The sequence below is a fragment of the Amaricoccus sp. W119 genome (genome assembly GCF_047275745.1).
Classification (GTDB): domain Bacteria; phylum Pseudomonadota; class Alphaproteobacteria; order Rhodobacterales; family Rhodobacteraceae; genus Amaricoccus.
Genome location: NZ_JBKQWU010000003.1, coordinates 40,939 through 61,846 on the forward strand (window position 1 = coordinate 40,939; position 20,908 = coordinate 61,846).

Sequence of the window (20,908 nt, forward strand, 5' to 3'; positions counted from 1 at the left end):
TGGCGGTCCGGGCGCCCCCGCGCGATGCCGCGAGCGGGTCGCCGCTCGCGGCATCGCTCAACCGACGTGATAGAGCGTGTCGAATAGCCGCGGGTCGTAGCTCGACTGGTGGAAGGTCTCGCCGCGCGTCAGGATCGACACCGCGTCGTGCGAGTGGAGCGATTCCTGATGGCTCGCCACAACGCGGAAGTCGCCGATCCGATGCTCCTTGTCGAGTTCGGCGCAGAGCACGCGCACCGCGTCCTCGACGAAGATCGGATTGGCGCCGGAAAGCTCGGCGAAGGCCTGTTCGTCCTCGCGCTTCACCATCACCTGGGTCTCCGTCGGGATCGCGCGGGCGCAGAGATCGACCAGATCCTCGAACCACAGCCGTTCGGCCCCCGCGAGTTCCACCGAGACGCGCGCGACGGAACGCTGCGCGTGCGGGACCGCGATCCGGCCCCGCGACTCGCGCGCATGCTCGGAAAGCTCCAGCGAGCACGGGCAGGTCGAGGAATAGACGTAGTCGAGATGCATGATCCGCTTCGTGTCGCGGCCATGGCGGACCACTTCGAGCGCCACGTCGTAATACTGGTAGCCCTCGAGTCCGCTTCGCAGCGAGCGGCGCACCATCGGATAGCGGAAACGCATCTGGATGCGCGCGTCGAAGGAATCGAGATCGGCGACGTAGGAATCGAGCACGCCCTGGATCACCTCGGCCGAGAAATGCTTCTCGGCATGCTGGTAGAAGGAGCGCATGATCCGGCTCATGTTGATGCCCTTGCGATCCGCCTCGAGCGAGACGGAGCCGGTCACCGAGGTTTCGAGCTGGACCTCGCCGCCGCCCCGCACGCGGTAGCGGATCGGCAGGCGGAAGTTCGAGATCCCGACGTGCTGGATCGGCACCCGCGCGCCCTTGATGAGCCCCGCGGGGCCGTTCTGCAGGTCGGGCATCGCCGCGAGATAGGCGGCGTCGGGACGGAACCCGTCCTCGTAGCCGCGGGCGAGATCGGGATAGGGCGCGGCGCGCGCGATGAGTTCCGCCACCTCGGCGGCGCCGGCGTCGCCCGCGCGGCCGGCCCAGCGCATGAGAAGCCGCGCGGCGGCCTTCGCCTCCGCCTCGGTCGGCTGGTGCTCTTCGATCAAGGTCGGTCCGTCCATTTCCTTACCACCCCTGGTCTCGCCCGGATCATATAGGGTGCCCTGGGCACGCTCCCAAGCGGGAAATGCCCGGCCGATGCTAATTGGCAATGCCGGGCAAGAAGTTAAAGCTGAATGACGACGGTTTTTCGTCGGTTCGCGACGGATGGTCGCGGATGAGGCCTACGACGGCCGGGGCGGCCGTCCATGGAACCCGTGCCGATCAGACCGACTCCAATGCCCGCTTCAGATCCGCGATGAGATCGTCGCCGTCCTCGAGCCCCACCGAGAGGCGGACCAGCCCGTCCGAGATACCGAGGGCCGCGCGCTGCTCCGGGGTGAGGCGCTGGTGCGTCGTGGTCGCGGGATGGGTGATCAGGCTCTTGGCATCGCCGAGGTTGTTCGAGATCCGTACGATTTCGAGCGCGTCGAGGAAGCGGAAGGCGCCGGCCTTGCCACCCTCGATCTCGAGCGCCAGCATCGTGCCGCCGGTCTCCATCTGCCGCTTCATGACCTCGGCCTGCGGATGATCCGGCAGGCCGGGATAGATCAGCCGCGCGAGGCCTGGAGTGCCGGGCAGCGCATCCGCGATCGCGGCGGCGGTCTCCGCCTGGGCGCGGCAGCGCAGGTCGAGCGTCTCGAGCCCCTTCAGCATCACCCAGGCGTTGAACGGGCTGAGCGCCCCGCCGGTGTGCTTCACGAAGGTCTCGAAGGGGCCGCGGATGAATTCCTCGGTGCCGAGCACCACGCCGCCAAGGCACCGGCCCTGGCCGTCGATATGTTTCGTCGCCGAATAGACGACGATATCGGCGCCGAGCGCGAGGCTGCGCTGGAAGACCGGCGTCGGGAAGACATTGTCGACCACGACCTTCGCACCCGCCGCGTGCGCGATCTCCGCGACGCCCGCGATGTCGATGACTTCCAGCGTCGGATTGGACATGGTTTCGAAGAAGACGAGCTTCGTCCCCTGCCGAACCGCCGCGCGCCACTGCTCGAGATCGGTGCCGTCGACGAAGCTCACCTCGACGCCGAAGCGCGGCAGGATCGTCTCGGCGATATAGAGGCAGCTGCCGAAGAGCGCGCGCGACGACACGACATGATCGCCTGCCTGAAGCTGGCAGGTCAGCGCCGCGTAGACCGCCGCCATGCCCGAGGCGGTGGCGAAGGCCGCCTCCGCGCCTTCGAGCGCGGCGATCCGGTCCTCGAACATGCGCGTGGTCGGGTTGCCGTAACGGGCGTAGATGAACTCGTCCTCGCCCGAGGAGATGAACCGCCGCTCCGCCGTCTCCGCGTCGGGATAGACGAAGCCCTGGGTCAGGTAGATCGCCTCGGAGGTCTCGCCGTAATGGCTGCGCCGCACGCCGCCATGCACCAGTTTCGTGCGCGGGCTCCAATCGGTCATGATCGCCTCCTCGCCGGACGCTCCGGCTTTCCGGGGCCTCGGCGACTAGCGGAACCGGGCGACGCGGTCAAGGGACAGCCCCCCGGGACCCCGGTCCCCGCGGCGCTTCCGTCTTGACTTGCGCCCCGGCCGAGGCAACTTCGCGGCCGAAGCCCTTGTTGAAGCCCTTGTGGGAGGATGGCCATGAAGGCCCCGATCGATCTCTACTACTGGCCGACGCCGAACGGGCACAAGATCTCGATCGCGCTCTGCGAGATGGATCTGCCGTTCAACGTGAAGCTCGTGAACATCGGCGCGGGGGAGCAGTTCGAGCCGGATTTCCTCCGCATCGCACCGAACAACCGGATGCCCGCGATCGTCGATCCCGAGGGGCCGGATGGCCAGCCGATCGCAATCTTCGAATCCGGCGCGATCCTGCAGTACCTCGGCCGCAAGACCGGGCGCTTCTATGGCACCTCCGAGCGGGAGCGGGTCGAGATCGACAAATGGCTCATGTGGCAGATGGGCGGCGTCGGCCCGATGGCGGGCCAGGCGCATCACTTCCTGAACTACGCGCCCGCGATGGAGCCGCCGAACGATCTGCCCTACGCGAAGGACCGCTACCGGCGCGAGGTCGGGCGGCTCTATGGCGTGCTCGACCGCCGGCTCGCCGATCGCGACTATGTCGCGGGTTCCTATTCGATCGCCGACATGGCGATCTGGCCCTGGGCACGGGGCTGGGAGAAGCAGCAGCAGGATATCGCGGACTGGCCCAACATGGGCGCCTGGCTCGACCGCGTGGGCGAGCGCCCCGCGGTTCAGGCCGGTGTCACGCTCGCGGACGACAAGCGCGGCGATCTGACCACCGATCGCGCGGCGCAGCGGATTCTGTTCGGCCGGCCGGACTGATCCCCGGCTCCGACCGATACCCGATACCCGACCCCGGCCCGTGCCCCGGCGACGGTCGGGGATGGGGCCGGGACGGACATTCCAGCCCTTCGGCCTTGCCCGCCGGCGGTGGGGTGGGTATGGCCTTGCCGACCGCCGGCCCCGTTCGGCGCCCCCTTGAACCCGGACTCGCGGCCCATGACCGAGATCACCATAACCCGACCGGACGACTGGCATCTGCATCTGCGCGACGGCGAGATGCTGAGGGGCGTCCTGCCCGCCTCGCGCGATTTCGCCCGCGCGATCATCATGCCGAACCTCGTGCCCCCGGTCGTCACCGGCGCGGAGGCCGCCGCCTATCGCGACCGCATCCTGGCCGCGCGGCCCGAGGGGCAGGGCTTCGAGCCGCTGATGACGCTCTACCTGACCGAAGGGACCGATCCCGAGGATGTGGCCAGCGCCGCCGCTTCCGGCCTCGTCACGGCGGTCAAGCTCTATCCGGCCGGGGCCACGACCAATTCCGCGAGCGGCGTGCGCGATGTCGCGAAGGTCATGGGCGTGCTCGAACGGATGGCCGAGATCGGCCTGCCGCTCTGTGTCCATGGCGAGGTGACCGACCCGGCGGTCGATATCTTCGACCGCGAGGCCGCCTTCATCGAGCGGGTGCTGGACCCGGTTCGCACCCGGCTGCCGGAACTCCGGATCATCATGGAGCATGTGACGACCAGGGACGGGATCGACTACATCGCGGGCTCCGGGGAGAACCTCGCCGGATCGCTGACCGTCCACCACCTGATCCTGAACCGCAACGACCTGCTGGTCGGGGGCGTGAAGCCGCATTTCTACTGCCTGCCGATCGTGAAGCGCGAGCACCACCGCGCCGCTCTCGTCGCGGCGGCGACCGGGGGCGACCCGCGCTTCTTCCTCGGCACCGACAGCGCGCCGCATTCGAAGGACCGCAAGGAATGCGACTGCTGCGCCGCGGGCGTCTTCACCGCGCCGAATGCGATGGCCTGGCTCGCCCAGGTCTTCGAGGCGGAAGGCGCGCTCGACCGGCTCGAAGGTTTCGCCTCGCTCAACGGCCCGGCCTGGTACGGACTGCCGCCGAACGCGGAGAAGCTGACGCTGCGGCGGTCCGAAGCGCCCCTGCCCGCCCCGGAAGCGCTCCAAACCGGCGCCGGGCCCGTCGTCGTCTTCGATCCGGGGCTCCCGCTTCACTGGCACGTGGTCGCCTGAAGCGCGACCTGACAAACTCGACCTGAAACTCTCGACCAGGCACTCTCGACCGGACACTCTCGAAAGGATCAGCCATGTTCGCCAACACCTTCCCGACCGAGGCGGAGATGGCGCGGCTCTTCGCGCGGATGCTCTGGGAGATCCGGGCGGTGCATTTCAACGCCGCCGAGCCCTACAAGTTCGCCTCCGGCATGGCGAGCCCGGTCTATATCGACTGCCGCAAGATCCTCTCCTACCCCCGGGTCCGGAGCGCGGTGATCGACTTCGCCGCCGCCACCATCCTGCGCGGCGCGGGTTTCGAGCAGTTCGACGCGGTCGCGGGCGGCGAGACGGCGGGCATCCCGCTCGCTGCGCTTCTGGCCGACCGTCTCGGCCTGCCGATGATCTACGTCCGCAAGAAGCCGAAGGGCCATGGCCGGGGGGCGCGGATCGAGGGCGAACTGCCCGAGGGCGCGCGGGTGCTGGTCATCGAGGACCTGACCACCGCGGGCGGCAGCATGATGAGCTTCATCGAGGCGATCCGCGCGGCGGGCGGCGTGGTCGAGCACGGAATAGCGCTCTTCTACTATGACATCTTCCCCGAGGGCCGGCCGGGAATGCGGGCGAAGGGCGTCACGCTCCACAACATCTCGACCTGGCGCGACGTGCTCGCCGAGGCGCGACGCGACCGGCTGTTCGACGAGCGCACGCTGGGCGAAGTCGGCGACTTCCTCGCCGCGCCGCTCGAATGGTCGGCAGCCCATGGCGGCGTCTCCTCGCTCGGAACCTGACGATTTCTCTCGTCAGTCCAACATCTTGAAACACTCCGCTCCCACGGCGGCCCGCTCGGGCCGCGCGTGTCGGTGGTGCTTGATCCCGGCGACAACATCGACATACTCCGACTCAGTGCGGCGGGTCCGCCGGGAGGAAGCGACCACCCCGACAGGAGACGATGCGACAAAGCATCGCAATGGCTGAAAGACTCAATCGGCCCACCTTGTGGCCACCAAGGACAGACCCATGAACCAGCCGCAGCAATCCCTCCCGCTGTCACGCACCCGTTCCACCGATCCCGAACACCTCGCCAACGAGATCATCGACCGGCTGATGTATCGCATCGGCAAGAACTCCCGCGCCGCGAAACCCTATGACTGGCTGGAAGCGTCGATCCTCGTGATCCGCGACCGCGCCATCGAGCGCTGGATGGAGACGACGAGCGACACCTACGCCGCCGGCACCAAGCGCGTCTATTACCTGAGCCTCGAATTCCTGATCGGCCGGCTGATGCGCGACGCGGTCAGCAACCTCGGCCTGCTGGAGCCGATGCGCGACGCGCTGAAAATCCTGAAGGTCGATCTCGACCTGATCGCCGAACTTGAAGCCGACGCCGCGCTCGGCAACGGCGGCCTCGGCCGGCTCGCCGCCTGTTTCATGGAGAGCATGGCGACCGTCGGCCTGCCCGCCTATGGCTACGGCATCCGCTACCGCCACGGCCTCTTTCGCCAGAAGATTTCCGATGGCTACCAGGTCGAACTGCCGGAGACCTGGCTCGAGCACGGCAATCCGTGGGAATTCGACCGGCGCGAGGCCGCCTACGAGATCGGCTTCGGCGGCCGCGTCGAGTTCCACGAGGCCAGCGGCGCCGAGGAGAAATTCGTCTGGGTGCCGCAGGAACGGGTGATCGCGACCGCCTATGACACGCCGATCGTCGGCTGGCGCGCGGAGCGGGTGAACACGCTGCGGCTCTGGAAGGCCGAACCGCTCGATCCGATCCGCCTCGACGCCTTCAACGCGGGCGATCACGCGGGCTCGCTCGCCGAGAGCAACCGCGCCGATGCGCTGACCCGCGTGCTCTACCCCGCAGACACCTCGCCCGCCGGGCAGGAACTGCGGCTCCGGCAGGAGTATTTCTTCTCCGCCGCCTCGCTCAAGGACATCATCCGCCGCCACCTGCAGCAATACGAGACGCTCGACAATCTCGGCGAGAAGGTCTCGGTCCAGCTCAACGACACCCACCCGGCGGTCTGCGTGCTGGAGCTTATGCGGCTGCTGGTCGACGAACACGGGATGACCTCGACCAAGGCGTGGAAGATCACCCAGGAGACGATCAGCTACACCAACCACACGCTGTTGCCCGAGGCGCTCGAAAGCTGGCCGGTGCCGCTCTTCGAACGGATGCTGCCCCGGCACATGCAGATCCTCTACGAGATCAACGCGCGGTTGCTGCGCCAGGCCCGGACCGAGCTTCGGATGCACGACGACCAGATCCGCAACATCAGCCTCATCGACGAGGATGGCGAGCGGCGGGTGCGGATGGGCAATCTCGCCTTCGCGGGCGCGCATTCGATCAACGGCGTCTCGGCGCTCCACACCGAACTCATGAAGGAGACGGTCTTCGCCGATCTCCACAAGATGTTCCCGACGCGGATCAACAACAAGACGAACGGCATCACGCCCCGGCGCTGGCTCATGCAGTGCAATCCCGGTCTCTTCAGCCTGATCCGCGAGGCGATCGGCGACGGCTTCATGGACGATATCGAGAAGATCGCGGATATCGAGAAATTCGCGAAGGACGCCGAGTTCCAGAAGCAGTTCGCGGCGGTGAAGCTCGCGAACAAGGAGAGGCTCGCGGGGCTGGTCCGGGAACGGATGGGGGTGAAGGTCAATCCGGAGTCGCTCTTCGACATCCAGATCAAGCGCATTCACGAATACAAGCGCCAGCTTCTCAACATCATCGAGGCCGTGGCGCTCTACGACCAGATCCGGTCCCACCCGGAACGCGATTGGGTGCCGCGCGTTAAGTTCTTCGCGGGCAAGGCGGCGCCGACCTACTACAACGCCAAGCTCATCATCAAGCTGGCGAACGACGTTGCCAGGGTCATCAACGCGAACCCGTCCGTGCGCGAGGTGCTCAAGATCGTGTTCGTGCCGAACTACAACGTGAGCCTCGCGGAAGTTCTGGTTCCGGCCGCGAACCTCAGCGAACAGATCTCGACCGCCGGCATGGAAGCTTCCGGCACCGGCAACATGAAGTTCGCGCTGAACGGCGCGATCACCATCGGCACGATGGACGGCGCCAATGTCGAGATCAGCGAACAGGTCGGCATGGACAATATCGTCATCTTCGGCCTGAGCGCGTCGGAGGTGGCGGCCAAGCGGGCCGAGGGCTACGACCCGCGCCAGGTGATCGAACGGTCGCCCGAACTCAGCCAGGCACTCACCGCGATCGCCTCGGGCGTCTTCTCGCCCGACGATCCCGACCGCTACAAGGGACTGATCGGCGGGCTCTACGACCACGACTGGTTCATGGTGGCGGCTGATTTCGACTCCTACGCCGCCGCCCAGCGCCGGGTCGATGCGATCTGGAGCGACAGTTCGGACTGGTGGGAAAAATCGATCCTGAACACGGCGCGGATGGCCTGGTTCTCGTCGGATCGCACGATCCGCGAGTATGCGCGGGAAATCTGGAAGGTCGATATCTAGAACAGATGGCCGGCGCGCCGTGCCGGTCACGATGGAGGGACGCCTATCGTGAAGAAACCGACAGCGCGCGCCAGGTCGGGCGGAAAATCCGGGCCGGACGAGACATCCGGCGCGGATGAGAAACCCGTGTCGGGCGGCAAGTCCGGGACGGGCGGGCGGTCCAAGGCGACGCCCGGGCTTCCTCCCGGAGAGATCGAGGCGATCGTCGATGGCCGGCACGGCGATCCCTTCGCCGTGCTCGGGCCGCATTCGGTGGGCGCGCGGCTCTTCGCCCGCGCCTTCGTCGAGGGCGCCGACACGCTCGCCGTCGAGACGCTGGAGGGCAAGCCCGCCGGTGAGCTCGAACGCAAGCACGACGCGGGCTATTTCGAAGGCTTCCTCAAGATCCGCAAGCGCCAGCCGCTGCGCTACCGGGCGCGCAACGAGGGCGGCGAATGGGAGGTCGTCGATCCCTATTCCTTCGGCCCGGTGCTCGGGCCGATGGACGACTACTACATCCGCGAGGGCAGCCACCTCCGGCTCTTCGACAAGATGGGCGCGCATCCGATCAGCCATGAAGGCGCGGAAGGGGTGCATTTCGCCGTCTGGGCCCCGAATGCGAGCCGGGTGAGCGTCGTCGGGCCGTTCAACGCCTGGGACGGGCGGCGCCATGTCATGCGCCTGCGCCGCGATACCGGCATCTGGGAGATCTTCCTGCCCCACGTCCATTGCGGCGAGCCCTACAAATACGAGATCCTCGGCCCCGACGGGACGCCGCAGCCCCTGAAGGCCGATCCCTTCGCCCGCGCCGCCGAGCTTCGTCCGGCGACCGCCTCGGTGATCGCGCCCTGGCTCGACCATGAATGGGGCGACACGGCGCATCGCGAGTTCTGGGCCAAGACCGATCCCCGGCGCCAGCCGATCTCGACCTACGAGGTTCATCCCGGCTCCTGGAAGCGGCGCGAGGACGGCTCCTTCCTGAGTTGGGACGAACTCGCCGACGATCTCATCCCCTATGTCGTCGAGATGGGCTTCACCCATATCGAGTTCCTGCCGGTCAGCGAGCACCCCTACGATCCGTCATGGGGCTACCAGACCACCGGCCTCTACGCGCCCAGCGCCCGGTTCGGCCCGCCCGAGGGGTTCGCGCGCTTCGTCGACGGCGCGCATCGCGCGGGGATCGGCGTCATCATCGACTGGGTTCCGGCGCATTTCCCGACCGACGCGCATGGGCTCGCGCATTTCGACGGAACCGCGCTCTACGAACACGCCGATCCGCGGCAGGGGTTCCACCCCGACTGGAACACCGCGATCTACAATTTCGGCCGGCAGGAAGTGATGAGCTATCTCATCAACAACGCGCTCTACTGGTCCGAGATCTTTCACGTCGACGGGCTGCGCGTCGATGCCGTGGCCTCGATGCTCTATCTCGACTATTCGCGCCGCCAGGGGGAGTGGATTCCGAACCGCTACGGCGGGCGCGAGAATCTCGAGGCGGTCGAGTTCCTGCGCGGCATGAACAAGGCGGTCTACGGCAGCCACCCGGGCACGATCACCATCGCCGAGGAAAGCACGAGCTGGCCCAAGGTCTCGGCGCCGGTGCACGAGGAGGGCCTCGGCTTCGGGTTCAAGTGGAACATGGGGTTCATGCATGACTCGCTGCAGTATTTCCAGCGCGACCCGATCTACCGGAGCTTCCACCACAACGACCTGACCTTCGGGCTGCTCTACGCATTCTCCGAGAATTTCGTGCTGCCGATCAGCCATGACGAGGTGGTGCACGGCAAGGGCAGCCTTCTCGGCAAGATGCCCGGCGACGCCTGGCAGAAATTCGCGAACCTGCGGTCCTATCTCGCCTACATGTGGGGCTATCCGGGCAAGAAGCTCCTGTTCATGGGGCAGGAATTCGGCCAGGGCGCGGAATGGTCGGAATCGCGCGGGCTCGACTGGTGGCAGCTCGGCCTGCCCGAGCATCAGGGAGTCCGCGATCTGGTGCGCGACCTGAACCTGGCCTATCGCGACCTGCCCGCGATGCATGCCCGGGACTGCGAGGGCGAGGGTTTCGGCTGGCTGATCGCCGATGACGCGCGCAACTCGGTCTATGCCTGGAGCCGGCAGGCGCCGGATGCGAACCAGATCGTCGTCGTCTGCAACCTGACGCCGGCGACCCACGACCACTACCGGGTCCCCTTCCCGAAAGAGGGGCGCTGGCGGGAGATCATCAATACCGACGCGGCGGCCTATGGCGGTTCCGGCAAGGGCAACATGGGCGGCGTGACCGCGACGCGGGACGACAGCGGAATCGGCGCGCATATGGTTCTGCCGCCGCTCTCCGTGACGTGGCTGGAACATGAGCCCGAGACGCAGGACTCAACAAAATGACAGGACGGGGGAAATACCGTGGTTGAAAAGAAAGCGCAGCCGCTCGCGAGAGACGCGATGGCTTATGTCCTCGCGGGTGGACGCGGAAGCCGGCTGAAGGAACTGACGGACCGGCGTGCCAAGCCCGCCGTCTACTTCGGCGGCAAAGCGCGGATCATCGATTTCGCGCTGTCGAACGCGCTCAATTCCGGCATCCGCCGCATGGGCGTCGCGACCCAGTACAAGGCGCACAGTCTCATCCGCCACCTGCAGCGCGGCTGGAACTTCCTCCGCACCGAGCGGAACGAGAGCTTCGACATCCTGCCCGCGAGCCAGCGCGTCAGCGAGACGCAGTGGTACGAGGGCACCGCCGACGCGGTCTTCCAGAACATCGACATCATCGAGGACTATCACCCGGAATTCATGGTGATCCTCGCCGGCGACCACATCTACAAGATGGACTACGAGCTGATGCTGCGCCAGCACGTCGACTCGGGCGCCGATGTGACCGTGGGCTGCCTCGAAGTGCCGCGGATGGAGGCGGTCGGCTTCGGTGTCATGCATGTCAACGAGAACGACGAGATCACCGCCTTCGTCGAGAAACCCGCCGACCCGCCGGGCATCCCCGGCCAGCCGGACATGGCGCTCGCCTCGATGGGGATCTACGTCTTCAGCACCAAGTTCCTGATGGATCTGCTGCGCCGCGACGCGGCCGACCCGAATTCAAGCCGCGACTTCGGCAAGGACATCATCCCCTACGTGGTCGAGAACGGGAAGGCGATCGCGCACCGCTTCAGCCAGTCCTGCGTCCGGTCGAGCCATGAGGCGACCTCGTACTGGCGCGATGTCGGAACGGTCGACGCCTATTGGGAAGCGAACATCGACCTCACCGACATCATTCCCGAACTCGACCTCTACGAGCGGAACTGGCCGATCTGGACCTATGCCGAGATCACGCCCCCGGCGAAATTCGTCCATGACGAGGACGGGCGCCGCGGCTCGGCGGTCAGCTCGCTGATCTCGGGCGACTGCATCGTCTCGGGCGCCTCGATCCGGCGCAGCCTGCTCTCCACCGGCACCAAGGCGCATTCCTACGCCAGTCTCGAAGAGGCGGTGATCCTGCCCGATGTCCATATCGGCCGCAACGCGCGGCTGCGGAAGGTGGTCGTGGATCGGGGCGTGATCATCCCCGACGGGCTCATCGTCGGCGAGGACCCGGAGCTTGACGGCAAGCGGTTCCGGCGGACGGACAACGGCGTCTGCCTGATCACCCAGCCGATGCTCGACAAGCTCGGCTGACGCGTGCCCATGCCCCGGTGAAACGATGAAGATGTGAAACGATGAAGATCCTCTCGGTCGCCTCGGAGGCCTATCCGCTCATCAAGACCGGCGGCCTCGCCGATGTCGTCGGCGCGCTCCCTCCCGCCCTAGCCCGGCGGGGGATCGAGATGCGCGTGCTCCTGCCGGGCTACGGCTCGGTGATGACCAAGCTCCAGGGCGCGCCGAGCGAGGTCGTGTTCGAATACGACTCACTCCTCGGCGTGCCGGCGCGACTCCTGTCGACCCGAACCGACGAGCTGGACCTGATCGTGCTCGACGCGCCGGGCCTCTATCATCGCTCCGGCGGCCCCTATGTCGACGCGGCGGGGATGGACCACGGCGACAACTGGCATCGCTTCGGCGCGCTCGCGCGCGCCGGGGCCGACATCTGCGCCGGCATCCTCGAGGGATTCAGACCAGATGTCGTTCACGCGCATGACTGGCAGGCCGGGCTGCTGCCCGCCTATCTGCGCTATTCGGCCATCGCCTGCCCCTCGGTGATGACGATCCACAACATCGCCTTCCAGGGGCATTTCTCGGCCGCGGTCCTCGGGGGGCTTCATCTGCCGCCGCATGCCATGGCCCTCGACGGCGTCGAATACCACGGCGGCGTCGGATACCTGAAGGCGGGACTCGCCAATGCGAGCGCGATCACGACCGTGAGCCCGACCTATGCCGAGGAGATCCGCACCCCGGCCTTCGGCATGGGGCTCGAGGGGCTGATCAACTCCCGCGCGGCCGTGCTGTCCGGGATCGTCAACGGCATCGACACCGATGTCTGGAACCCGGAGACCGATGCGATCCTGCCGCGCACCTATTCTGCGGGCGATCTATCCGCGCGGCGCGCCAACCGGCGCGAGATCGAGACGCGCTTCCAGCTCGACGAGGACGACGACCCGCTCTTCATCGTGGTGAGCCGCCTCACCACGCAGAAGGGCATCGACCTGCTGGCCGAGGTGACGGGCGATCTTGTCGCCGAGGGAGCGAAGCTCGCGGTCCTCGGCACCGGCGACACCTGGCTCGAAGACGGTTTCGCCGGCGCCGCCGCGCGGCATCGCGGCCGGGTCGGCGTCGTCATCGGCTATGACGAGGGCCTCTCGCACACGATGCAGGGCGGCGCGGACGGGATTCTCATCCCCTCCCGGTTCGAGCCCTGCGGCCTGACCCAGCTCTACGGGTTGCGCTACGGCTGCGTGCCCATCGTCGCACGCACGGGCGGTCTCGCCGACACGGTGATCGACGCGAATTCCGCCGCGCTGAACGCCGGGGTCGCGACCGGCGTCCAGTTCCTGCCCGTGGACGCCCCCGGCCTGCGCTACGCGATCAAGCAGGCGGTGCGCCTCTATCGGCAGCCGGGAACCTGGGCCGGCCTTCAGGCCAACGGCATGGGCGCCGATGTCTCCTGGGATCGCAGCGCCGGCCTCTACGCCGACCTCTACAAGTCACTCCTTCCGGTAGCAGGACAGCCCGCATGATCAAGACCGTCACCACGACCCCGTATGACGACCAGAAGCCGGGCACGTCCGGGCTCCGCAAGAAGGTTCCGCATTTCCAGCAGCCGAACTATGTCGAGAACTTCATCCAGTCGATCTTCGACAGCCTCGAAGGCTATGAGGGCAAGACGCTGGTGATCGGCGGCGATGGCCGGTACTTCAACCGCGAGGTGATCCAGATCGCGCTGAGGATGGCGGCCGCCGCCGGCTTCGGCAAGGCGATGGTCGGCCGGGGCGGCATTCTCTCGACGCCCGCCGCCTCCAACATCATCCGCAAGTACGGCGCCTTCGGTGGCATCATCCTGAGCGCCAGCCACAATCCCGGCGGTCCGAACGAGGATTTCGGGATCAAGTACAACGCCTCGAACGGCGGGCCGGCGCCCGAGAAGATCACCGATGCGATCTACGCCCGGACCCGGGAAATCAAGGAGTACAAGGTCCTCGACGCGCCCGACGTGGATCTCGACGCCGAGGGAACGTTCCAACTTGGCGAGATGGCGGTCGAGGTGGTCGACCCGGTGGCCGATTACGCCGCGCTCATGGAGGAGCTTTTCGACTTCCCTGCGCTGAAGGCGATGTTCGCCGACGGCTTCACCATGTCGATGGATTCGATGTCCGCCGTGACCGGGCCCTATGCGAAGGAGATCCTGGAGAACCGGCTCGGCGCGGCGCCCGGCACGGTGAAGAACGCGACTCCCCTGCCCGATTTCGGCGGCCATCATCCGGACCCGAACCTCGTTCATGCGAAGGAGCTCTACGATCTGATGATGAGCGAGGACGCGCCCGATTTCGGCGCGGCCTCGGACGGCGACGGCGACCGGAATCTCGTCATCGGCAAGGGGATCTTCATCACGCCCTCCGACTCGCTTGCGATGCTGTCGGCGAACGCGCATCTCGCGCCGGGCTATGCCGGCGGGCTTGCCGGGATCGCGCGCTCCATGCCGACGAGCGGCGCGGCGGACCGGGTGGCCGAGAAGCTCGGCATCGGCATCTACGAGACGCCGACGGGCTGGAAGTTCTTCGGCAACCTGCTCGACGCCGGCATGGCCACGATCTGCGGCGAGGAGAGCGCCGGCACCGGCTCGAACCACGTCCGCGAGAAGGACGGGCTCTGGGCGGTGCTGCTCTGGCTCAACATCCTCGCCGCGCGCAAGGAACCGGCGAAGGCGATCGCCGAGGCGCATTGGAAGGAGTTCGGGCGCAACTATTACGCGCGCCACGACTACGAGGGGATCGACACCGCCGCCGCGAACGGGCTGATGGACGCGCTCCGCGAGAAGCTGCCCGAGCTTCCGGGCAAGGAGATCGCGGGGCTGAAGATCGTCGAGGCGGATGACTTCGCCTATCTCGATCCGGTCGACGGCTCGACGAGTTCGAAACAGGGTATCCGCGTGCTCTTCGAAGGCGGCAGCCGCGTAGTCTTCCGCCTCTCGGGAACCGGAACCTCGGGCGCGACGCTGCGCGTCTATATCGAACGCTACGAGGACGATCCGGCGAAGCTCGATCAGGAGACCCAGGCCGCGCTCGCCGATCTGATCGCCGCCGCCGAGGAAGTCGCCGAGATCTCGACCAGGACCGGCCGGTCGGAGCCGGACGTCATCACCTGAGCGGCGCCATGGAACTGCCGGCGGGCATCCGCTTCGGCGCGGAGCCCCTCGGCGATGGCACGCGCTTCACCGTCTGGTCGGCTTCGGCGGACCGGATCTGGGTTTGCGTCTTCGATGAGGCCGGGCGCGAGATCGACCGCGTGGCGATGACGCGCAACGCGGACGGTATCCATTCGGCGATGGTGCCCGGGACCGGTCCGGGGACGCGCTACGGCCTGCGCGCCGATGGTCCGAACGACCCGGCGGCGGGGTTCTGGTTCGATCCGGCGAAGCTCCTGGTCGATCCCTACGCCTGGGAACTGGACCGGCCCTTCGCCTACGATCCGCTGCTGGCGAGCCCGCGCGCGGCGAAGGTCGATACCGCGGAGCTGATGCCGAAGGCGATCGTCCCGCGGGCGGTGGCACCGCTCGAACCCGCGCCTCCGGTCTTCAAGCCGGGCGGGCTGATCTACGAGCTTTCGGTCCGCGGCTTCACGATGCTGCATCCGGAGGTGCCGGCGAAGCAGCGCGGCACTGTCGCAGCCCTCGCTCATCCCGCCGTGCTGGCGCATCTCAAGGCGATCGGCGTCTCGGCCGTGGAGCTCATGCCCATCGTTGCCTGGATCGACGAGCGGCATCTCGGCCCGCTCGGCCTCACGAATTCCTGGGGCTACAATCCGGTCGCGATGATGGCGCTCGATCCCCGGCTCTGCCCCGGCGGGCTCGCGGAGTTACGCCGCGCGGTCGCGGCGCTCCGAGCGGCGGGGATCGGCGTGATCCTCGATCTCGTTTTCAACCACACCGGCGAGAGCGACGCCTTCGGCCCCACGCTCAGCCTGCGCGGTCTCGACGCCCGGGCCTATTTCCGCATGGGCCCGCAGGGGCAGCTCATCAACGACACTGGCTGCGGCAACACGCTCGCCTGCGATCATCCGGCGATGCGCCGACTGGTCCTGGATACGCTCCGGCATTTCGTCGGCCAAGCGGGCGTGGATGGGTTCCGCTTCGACCTGGCGCCGATCCTCGGGCGCTCGGCGCGGGGGTTCGACCCGAAGGCGCGGTTGCTCGCCGAGATCGCCGCCGATCCGCTGCTTGCCGACCGCGTGCTGATCGCCGAACCCTGGGACATCGGGCCCGGCGGCTATCAGCTCGGCAGTTTCCCCGAGCCCTTCCTGGAATGGAGCGACACCTTCCGCGACCGTGTCCGGCGGTTCTGGCGCGGCGACCCATACATGCTCGGCCCCTTCGCGACGGCGCTAGCGGGCTCGAGCGACACCTTCCGCCCGCCCCGGACGCGTACGGTCAACTTCGTCGCCGCGCATGACGGGTTCAGCCTCGCCGACCTCACGGCCTATTCCCGCAAGCACAACGAGGCCAATGGCGAGGAGAACCGGGACGGGCATGACGAGAACCTGAGCTGGAACAACGGGGTCGAGGGGTCGACGCGCGATCCGGCGATCCTCTCGGCGCGGGCGCGCGACACCCGGGCGTTGCTCGCGACGCTCTTCGCCTCGCGCGGAACGATCATGCTCGCGGCGGGGGACGAGTTCGGGCGCGGCCAGCACGGCAACAACAACGCCTATGCGCAGGACAATGCGATCACCTGGCTCGACTGGCGCGGGCGCGACCGGACGCTGGAGGCCTATTGCATCGACCTCGCCCGGACCCGCCGCGCGCATCCCCGGCTTGGCGACCCCCTGTTGCTGACCGGGCAGGCGGGGCAGGCGGGGCCGGAGGATGTGCCCGACGTGGCCTGGATCACGCCGGAGGGCGCGGCGATGACCGACGGCGACTGGGAGCGGGCGGAAGGCCGGGCCTTCGCGATGATCCTCGGGGCCGCAGGCGCCCGGGGAGGCCCGGAAAGGCTCGCCGTGATCTTCAACCGGGGCCATGACGAGATCGCCTTCGTGCTGCCACGGCGCGACGGTTTCGCCTGGGACACCGCGCCCGACACCGCGCCGAATGTCCCGCAGGTCACCATCGCGGGACGCGCCGTCCGGTTCATCGAAGAAAGCTCGGTACCGGACACCGCGCGAACCGCGCCCGATCCCGGCCGGCCCGGCGCCACTGTTTCCTAGCCGGCGTCGCACCCTGGCTGGGGTACGGGCGATGGCCGCGGATCGGTGAAGACGCGGATCGCGCCCGCGCGGGCGAGTTCGCTCAGGCCCTCGCCGCCTGTGTCGAGGATCGCGGCGAGCTGGCGGCGCATCCGGGGGTCCCAGAAGTCGCGGATATGGTGCTCGACGCTCTGCTCCGCCTCCTCCCGCGGATAGGGGCGGAAGAAATCGGCGATCTGGTTCAGCATCCGGATCAGTTCGGCGTGGCTGTCGCTCATGGCGTGCGGTCTTCCCTCAGTGGCGCGGCGAGCGCGGTCTCGTCGAAAATCATGATGTCGCGTCCCGCGCGGCAGGCGAGCACGAGCCCCGCCCGCGCCGCGAGACGAAGCGCCAGCGCGCTCGGCGCCGAGACCGCGGCGACGAGGGGCGCGCCGATGGCGGCGGCCTTCTGCACCATCTCCACGCTGACCCGGCTCGACAGCAGGATGAAGCCGTCGGCCGCGTCCCGCCCGTCGCGGGCGAGCGCGCCGGCGAGCTTGTCGAGAGCGTTGTGCCGGCCGATATCCTCGCGGACCAGAAGCCCGCCTCGCGCGCCGTCGCGGAAAGCCGCGGCATGGGTGGTCTTGTTGACCTGCTTCATCACCTGAGCGGCGGGCAAGGCGTCGAAGGCTTCGAGCAATGCCGCGCGATCCGGCAGCGGCCCGCGGCGGGCAACCCGGCGCGGCGGGGGCAGCACGGCCTCCAGGCTCTGCGCGCCGCAGATGCCGCAGCCCGCCCGGCCCGCGAGCGTGCGGCGGCGGCCCTCGACCTTCTCGATCCGCGCCGGATCGAGCGTCATGTTGCAGATCATGCCGTCCGCCGCCTCGGCGATGCGGAGCCCGCCGATATCGCCCGCCCGCTCGACGATCCCCTCCGTGAGCGCGAAGCCGACAGCGAAATCCTCGATATCCGCGGGCGTCATCATCATCACGGCGAAGGTCTCGCCGTTCAGCAGAATCGCGACCGGCATTTCCTCGGCGATCTGCCAGGCGGCCCGCTCCGCGCCATCGGGCGTGAGCAGCGTCCCCGCCGCCACGGGCGAGACGTCGAGCGGTCCCGTATCGAGGCGGCGGATCTCCATGCGCCTATTCCGCGGCGGTCAGGTTCACGCGGTAGTTCGTGCGACCGAGTTCCTCGCGTTCCTCCTGCCATTCCGAAGGCTGGTTCGAGCGGGTGATCTGAACCGCCGTCACCTTGTATTCGGGGCAGTTGGTCGCCCAGTCGGAATTCTCGGTCGTGATCACATTCGCGCCGGAACCGGGGTGATGGAAGGTCGTGTGTACCACGCCCTGCGGCACCCGGTCCGAGACGCGCGCGCGTAGCGTCGTCGTGCCGATCCGGCTGCCGACCGAGACGAGGTCGCCGGTTTCGATCCCGCGCTCCTCCGCGTCGTGCGGATGGATCTCGATGATATCCTCCGGATGCCACTGGCTGTTCTCGGTCCGCCGGGTCTGGGCGCCGACGTTGTACTGGCTGAGAATGCGGCCCGTGGTCAGGATCAGCGGATAATAGCGCGTCGAGCGTTCGGTCGTCGGCACGTATTCGGTCACCATGAACCGGCCCTTGCCGCGCACGAAGCCGCCGATATGCATGATCGGCGCGCCGTCGGGATAGTCGGCATTGACCGGCCATTGCAGCGAGCCCGCCTCGTCGAGCCGGTCGAAGCTCACCCCCGCGAAGGATGGCGTCAGCCGCGCGATCTCGTCCATGATCTCCGCCGCGCTCTCGTAGTGCATCGGATAGCCCATCGCGGTCGAGAGGCGGCAGACCACCTCGTGCTCGCTCATCCCCTGCTTCTCCTCCATCACCGGACGGACGCGGTTGATGCGCCGTTCGGCATTGGTGAAGGTGCCGTCCTTTTCGAGGAAGGAGGTGCCGGGCAGGAAGACATGGGCATAGGCCGCCGTCTCGTTCAGGAACAGGTCCTGCACGACGAGGCAATCGAGCGCGGAGAGCGCCGCCTGCACATGGCCGGTGTTCGGGTCGGACTGCGCGATATCCTCGCCCTGGACGAACATGCCGCGATAGCTGCCGTCGATGGCGGCGTCGAACATGTTGGGGATGCGGAGCCCCGGTTCGCCCAGCAGCGTGACGCCCCAATCCTCCTCGAAAAGATGCCGCGTCACATCATCCGCGACATGGCGGTAGCCGGGGAATTCATGCGGGAACGACCCCATGTCGCAGGAGCCCTGCACGTTGTTCTGGCCGCGCAGCGGGTTCACGCCAACGCCGTCATGGCCGATATTGCCGGTCGCCATCGCGAGATTGGCCATCGCCATGACCATGGTCGAGCCCTGGCTGTGCTCGGTCACGCCGAGCCCGTAGTAGATCGCGGCGTTGCCGCCGGTCGCATAGAGCCGCGCCGCTTCGCGCAGCGTCTCGGGCGTGGTGCCGATCGTCTCGGCGAGTGCCTCGGGCGAGTTGCGCTCCTCGGCGACGAAGGCGCGCCAGCGGGCGAAATCCTCCGCCTCGCAACGTTCGGCGACGAAATCCTCCTGAACCAGCCCCTCGGTCACCACGACATGCGCGAGCGCGTTCATGAGCGCGACATTGGTGCCCGGACGAAGCTGGATGTGATGCGCGGCCTGGATGTGCGGCGAGCGCACGAGGTCGATCCGCCGCGGGTCGGCGACGATGATCCGTGCCCCGTCGCGCAGCCGCTGCTTCATCCGGCTCGCGAAGACCGGATGCGCGTCGGTGGGATTGGCGCCGATCAGCAGGATCACGTCGGACTTGTCGACCGATTTGAAGTCCTGCGTCCCGGCGGAGGTGCCGAATGTCATCTTGAGCCCATAGCCGGTCGGCGAGTGGCAGACGCGGGCGCAGGTATCGACGTTGTTGTTGCCGAAGGCCGCGCGGATCATCTTCTGCACCACGTAGACTTCCTCGTTGGTGCAGCGCGAGGAGGTGATGCCGCCGATCGAATCGCGGCCGTGCTTCTCCTGGATCGCCTTGAACCGGGCCGCGGCGAAATCGATCGCTTCCTCCCAGGAGACCTTGCGCCACGGATCGGTGATCCTCTCGCGCACCATCGGCGAGAGCTGGCGGTCCTGGTGCGTCGCATAGCCGAAGGCGAAGCGGCCCTTGACGCAGGAATGGCCTTCGTTGGCGCCGCCGTTCTTCCACGGCGTCATGCGCACGATGGTCTCGCCCTGAAGCTCGGCCTTGAAGGAGCAGCCGACGCCGCAATAGGCGCAGGTGGTGATGACCGAGCGGGTCGGGATGCCGTGCTCGACCTGGCTCTTCTCGACCAGCGTGGCGGTCGGGCAGGCCTGCACGCAGGCGCCGCAGGACACGCAGTCCGAGGAGAAGAAGTCATCGGCTCGGGTGCCCGCGGAGACGCGGCTCGCGAAGCCCCGACCCTCGATCGTCAGGGCGAAAGTGCCCTGCACCTCGTCGCAGGCCCGCACGCAGCGCGAGCAGACGATGCATTTCGAGGCGTCGTACTGGAAATACGGGTTCGAGACGTCGATCGGCACCTTGTGGGCGTCGTCGAAATGGTTCTCGCCCTTCATGCCGTAGCGCACCTCGCGCAGGCCCGAGACGCCGGCCATGTCCTGCAACTCGCAATCGCCGTTGGTCGGGCAGGTCAGGCAGTCGAGCGGGTGGTCGGAGATGTAGAGCTCCATCACGCCCCGGCGGAGCTTCTCCAGTCGCTCGGTCTGGGTGCGCACCACCATCCCCTCGCGCACCGGCGTCGTGCAGGAGGCGGGCGTGCCCTTCACCCCCTCGATCTCGACGAGGCACATGCGACAGGAGCCCCAGGCCTCCATGTTGTCGCTGGCGCAGAGCTTCGGGATCGGCCGGTCGACGAGGCCCGCCGCCCGCATGACGGAGGTGCCTTCGGGGACCGTGACGGGAACGCCATCGATCGAGAGCGTGACCGGCGCGCCCTCCCGCCCCGGTGTGCCGAGATCGACTTCCGGCCCGATGCCGGGCGCGCGGAGGCCGCGGAGGATCTGGGGGATGTCCTGATGGATCGTCATG

At 67.7% G+C, this 20,908-nt stretch carries 14 protein-coding genes; 9 read left to right on the forward strand and 5 right to left on the reverse strand.

Annotation, left to right across the window (positions count from 1 at the left end; translation table 11 throughout):
* Window positions 1-57: 57 nt before the first annotated feature.
* Together folE2 and metZ are read right to left on the reverse strand one after the other, a co-directional pair.
* Window positions 58-1,140: a GTP cyclohydrolase FolE2 gene (gene folE2 / locus ACLJK8_RS03205; protein WP_413148592.1), complete on the reverse strand. Its 1,083-nt coding sequence runs from the start codon at window positions 1,138-1,140 to the stop codon at window positions 58-60.
* 202 nt (window positions 1,141-1,342) lie between these two features.
* Window positions 1,343-2,521, reverse strand: a complete 1,179-nt coding sequence (gene metZ / locus ACLJK8_RS03210; RefSeq protein WP_413148593.1) for an O-succinylhomoserine sulfhydrylase — start codon at window positions 2,519-2,521, stop codon at window positions 1,343-1,345.
* A gap of 183 nt (window positions 2,522-2,704) precedes the next feature.
* Here metZ and ACLJK8_RS03215 point away from each other — a divergent pair, with 183 nt between their 5' ends.
* From ACLJK8_RS03215 to glgX, 9 genes are all read left to right on the forward strand, one after another.
* Window positions 2,705-3,409, forward strand: a complete 705-nt coding sequence (locus tag ACLJK8_RS03215) for a glutathione S-transferase N-terminal domain-containing protein (RefSeq protein ID WP_413148595.1) — start codon at window positions 2,705-2,707, stop codon at window positions 3,407-3,409.
* A gap of 177 nt (window positions 3,410-3,586) precedes the next feature.
* A complete protein-coding gene (pyrC, locus tag ACLJK8_RS03220) occupies window positions 3,587-4,624 on the forward strand; it encodes a dihydroorotase (RefSeq protein ID WP_413148597.1) in 1,038 nt (345 codons plus the stop codon).
* Between the two features lie 74 nt (window positions 4,625-4,698).
* Window positions 4,699-5,394 carry an orotate phosphoribosyltransferase gene (locus tag ACLJK8_RS03225; protein ID WP_413148599.1) on the forward strand — a complete coding sequence of 232 codons (696 nt, stop codon included), beginning with the start codon at window positions 4,699-4,701 and terminating at the stop codon, window positions 5,392-5,394.
* 229 nt (window positions 5,395-5,623) lie between these two features.
* Window positions 5,624-8,086 carry a glycogen/starch/alpha-glucan phosphorylase gene (locus tag ACLJK8_RS03230; protein WP_413148600.1) on the forward strand — a complete coding sequence of 821 codons (2,463 nt, stop codon included), beginning with the start codon at window positions 5,624-5,626 and terminating at the stop codon, window positions 8,084-8,086.
* A 126-nt stretch (window positions 8,087-8,212) separates the two neighbouring features.
* Window positions 8,213-10,447, forward strand: coding sequence for a 1,4-alpha-glucan branching protein GlgB (gene glgB / locus ACLJK8_RS03235; protein WP_413148824.1), 2,235 nt, complete (start codon window positions 8,213-8,215; stop codon window positions 10,445-10,447).
* A 57-nt stretch (window positions 10,448-10,504) separates the two neighbouring features.
* Window positions 10,505-11,725, forward strand: coding sequence for a glucose-1-phosphate adenylyltransferase (glgC, locus tag ACLJK8_RS03240; RefSeq protein ID WP_413148602.1), 1,221 nt, complete (start codon window positions 10,505-10,507; stop codon window positions 11,723-11,725).
* 41 nt (window positions 11,726-11,766) lie between these two features.
* Window positions 11,767-13,221, forward strand: a complete 1,455-nt coding sequence (gene glgA, locus ACLJK8_RS03245; RefSeq protein WP_413148604.1) for a glycogen synthase GlgA — start codon at window positions 11,767-11,769, stop codon at window positions 13,219-13,221.
* Window positions 13,218-14,846: an alpha-D-glucose phosphate-specific phosphoglucomutase gene (locus ACLJK8_RS03250; protein WP_413148606.1), complete on the forward strand. Its 1,629-nt coding sequence runs from the start codon at window positions 13,218-13,220 to the stop codon at window positions 14,844-14,846. Before glgA ends, ACLJK8_RS03250 begins: the two co-directional genes overlap by 4 nt.
* 8 nt (window positions 14,847-14,854) lie before the next feature.
* The gene (gene glgX / locus ACLJK8_RS03255; protein ID WP_413148608.1) at window positions 14,855-16,903 is read left to right on the forward strand and encodes a glycogen debranching protein GlgX; all 2,049 of its coding nucleotides are present in this window, start codon (window positions 14,855-14,857) and stop codon (window positions 16,901-16,903) included.
* Here the strand turns inward: glgX and ACLJK8_RS03260 are convergent.
* Genes ACLJK8_RS03260 through fdhF form a run of 3 tightly spaced genes read right to left on the reverse strand, consistent with a single transcriptional unit; the run spans window position 16,900 to window position 20,907 of the window.
* Window positions 16,900-17,160 carry a formate dehydrogenase subunit delta gene (locus ACLJK8_RS03260; protein ID WP_413148610.1) on the reverse strand — a complete coding sequence of 87 codons (261 nt, stop codon included), beginning with the start codon at window positions 17,158-17,160 and terminating at the stop codon, window positions 16,900-16,902. The two genes, glgX and ACLJK8_RS03260, sit on opposite strands and share 4 nt — an antisense overlap.
* On the reverse strand, window positions 17,157-18,002 hold the full coding sequence (gene fdhD / locus ACLJK8_RS03265) for a formate dehydrogenase accessory sulfurtransferase FdhD (protein WP_413148611.1): 846 nt from the start codon (window positions 18,000-18,002) through the stop codon (window positions 17,157-17,159). The genes ACLJK8_RS03260 and fdhD overlap by 4 nt, the downstream gene beginning before the upstream one ends.
* Window positions 18,003-18,006: 4 nt before the next feature.
* Complete coding sequence (gene fdhF, locus ACLJK8_RS03270; protein ID WP_413148613.1) at window positions 18,007-20,907, reverse strand: formate dehydrogenase subunit alpha; 2,901 nt, start codon at window positions 20,905-20,907, stop codon at window positions 18,007-18,009.
* Window position 20,908 lies beyond the last annotated feature (1 nt).

Coding starts and splice junctions, on each gene's coding strand:
- folE2 (WP_413148592.1), bottom strand. CDS start 1,140: ATGGACGGACCGACCTTGATCGAAGAGCACCAGCCGACCGAGGCGGAG.
- metZ (WP_413148593.1), bottom strand. CDS start 2,521: ATGACCGATTGGAGCCCGCGCACGAAACTGGTGCATGGCGGCGTGCGG.
- ACLJK8_RS03215 (WP_413148595.1), top strand. CDS start 2,705: ATGAAGGCCCCGATCGATCTCTACTACTGGCCGACGCCGAACGGGCAC.
- pyrC (WP_413148597.1), top strand. CDS start 3,587: ATGACCGAGATCACCATAACCCGACCGGACGACTGGCATCTGCATCTG.
- ACLJK8_RS03225 (WP_413148599.1), top strand. CDS start 4,699: ATGTTCGCCAACACCTTCCCGACCGAGGCGGAGATGGCGCGGCTCTTC.
- ACLJK8_RS03230 (WP_413148600.1), top strand. CDS start 5,624: ATGAACCAGCCGCAGCAATCCCTCCCGCTGTCACGCACCCGTTCCACC.
- glgC (WP_413148602.1), top strand. CDS start 10,505: ATGGCTTATGTCCTCGCGGGTGGACGCGGAAGCCGGCTGAAGGAACTG.
- glgA (WP_413148604.1), top strand. CDS start 11,767: ATGAAGATCCTCTCGGTCGCCTCGGAGGCCTATCCGCTCATCAAGACC.
- ACLJK8_RS03250 (WP_413148606.1), top strand. CDS start 13,218: ATGATCAAGACCGTCACCACGACCCCGTATGACGACCAGAAGCCGGGC.
- glgX (WP_413148608.1), top strand. CDS start 14,855: ATGGAACTGCCGGCGGGCATCCGCTTCGGCGCGGAGCCCCTCGGCGAT.
- ACLJK8_RS03260 (WP_413148610.1), bottom strand. CDS start 17,160: ATGAGCGACAGCCACGCCGAACTGATCCGGATGCTGAACCAGATCGCC.
- fdhD (WP_413148611.1), bottom strand. CDS start 18,002: ATGGAGATCCGCCGCCTCGATACGGGACCGCTCGACGTCTCGCCCGTG.
- fdhF (WP_413148613.1), bottom strand. CDS start 20,907: ATGACGATCCATCAGGACATCCCCCAGATCCTCCGCGGCCTCCGCGCG.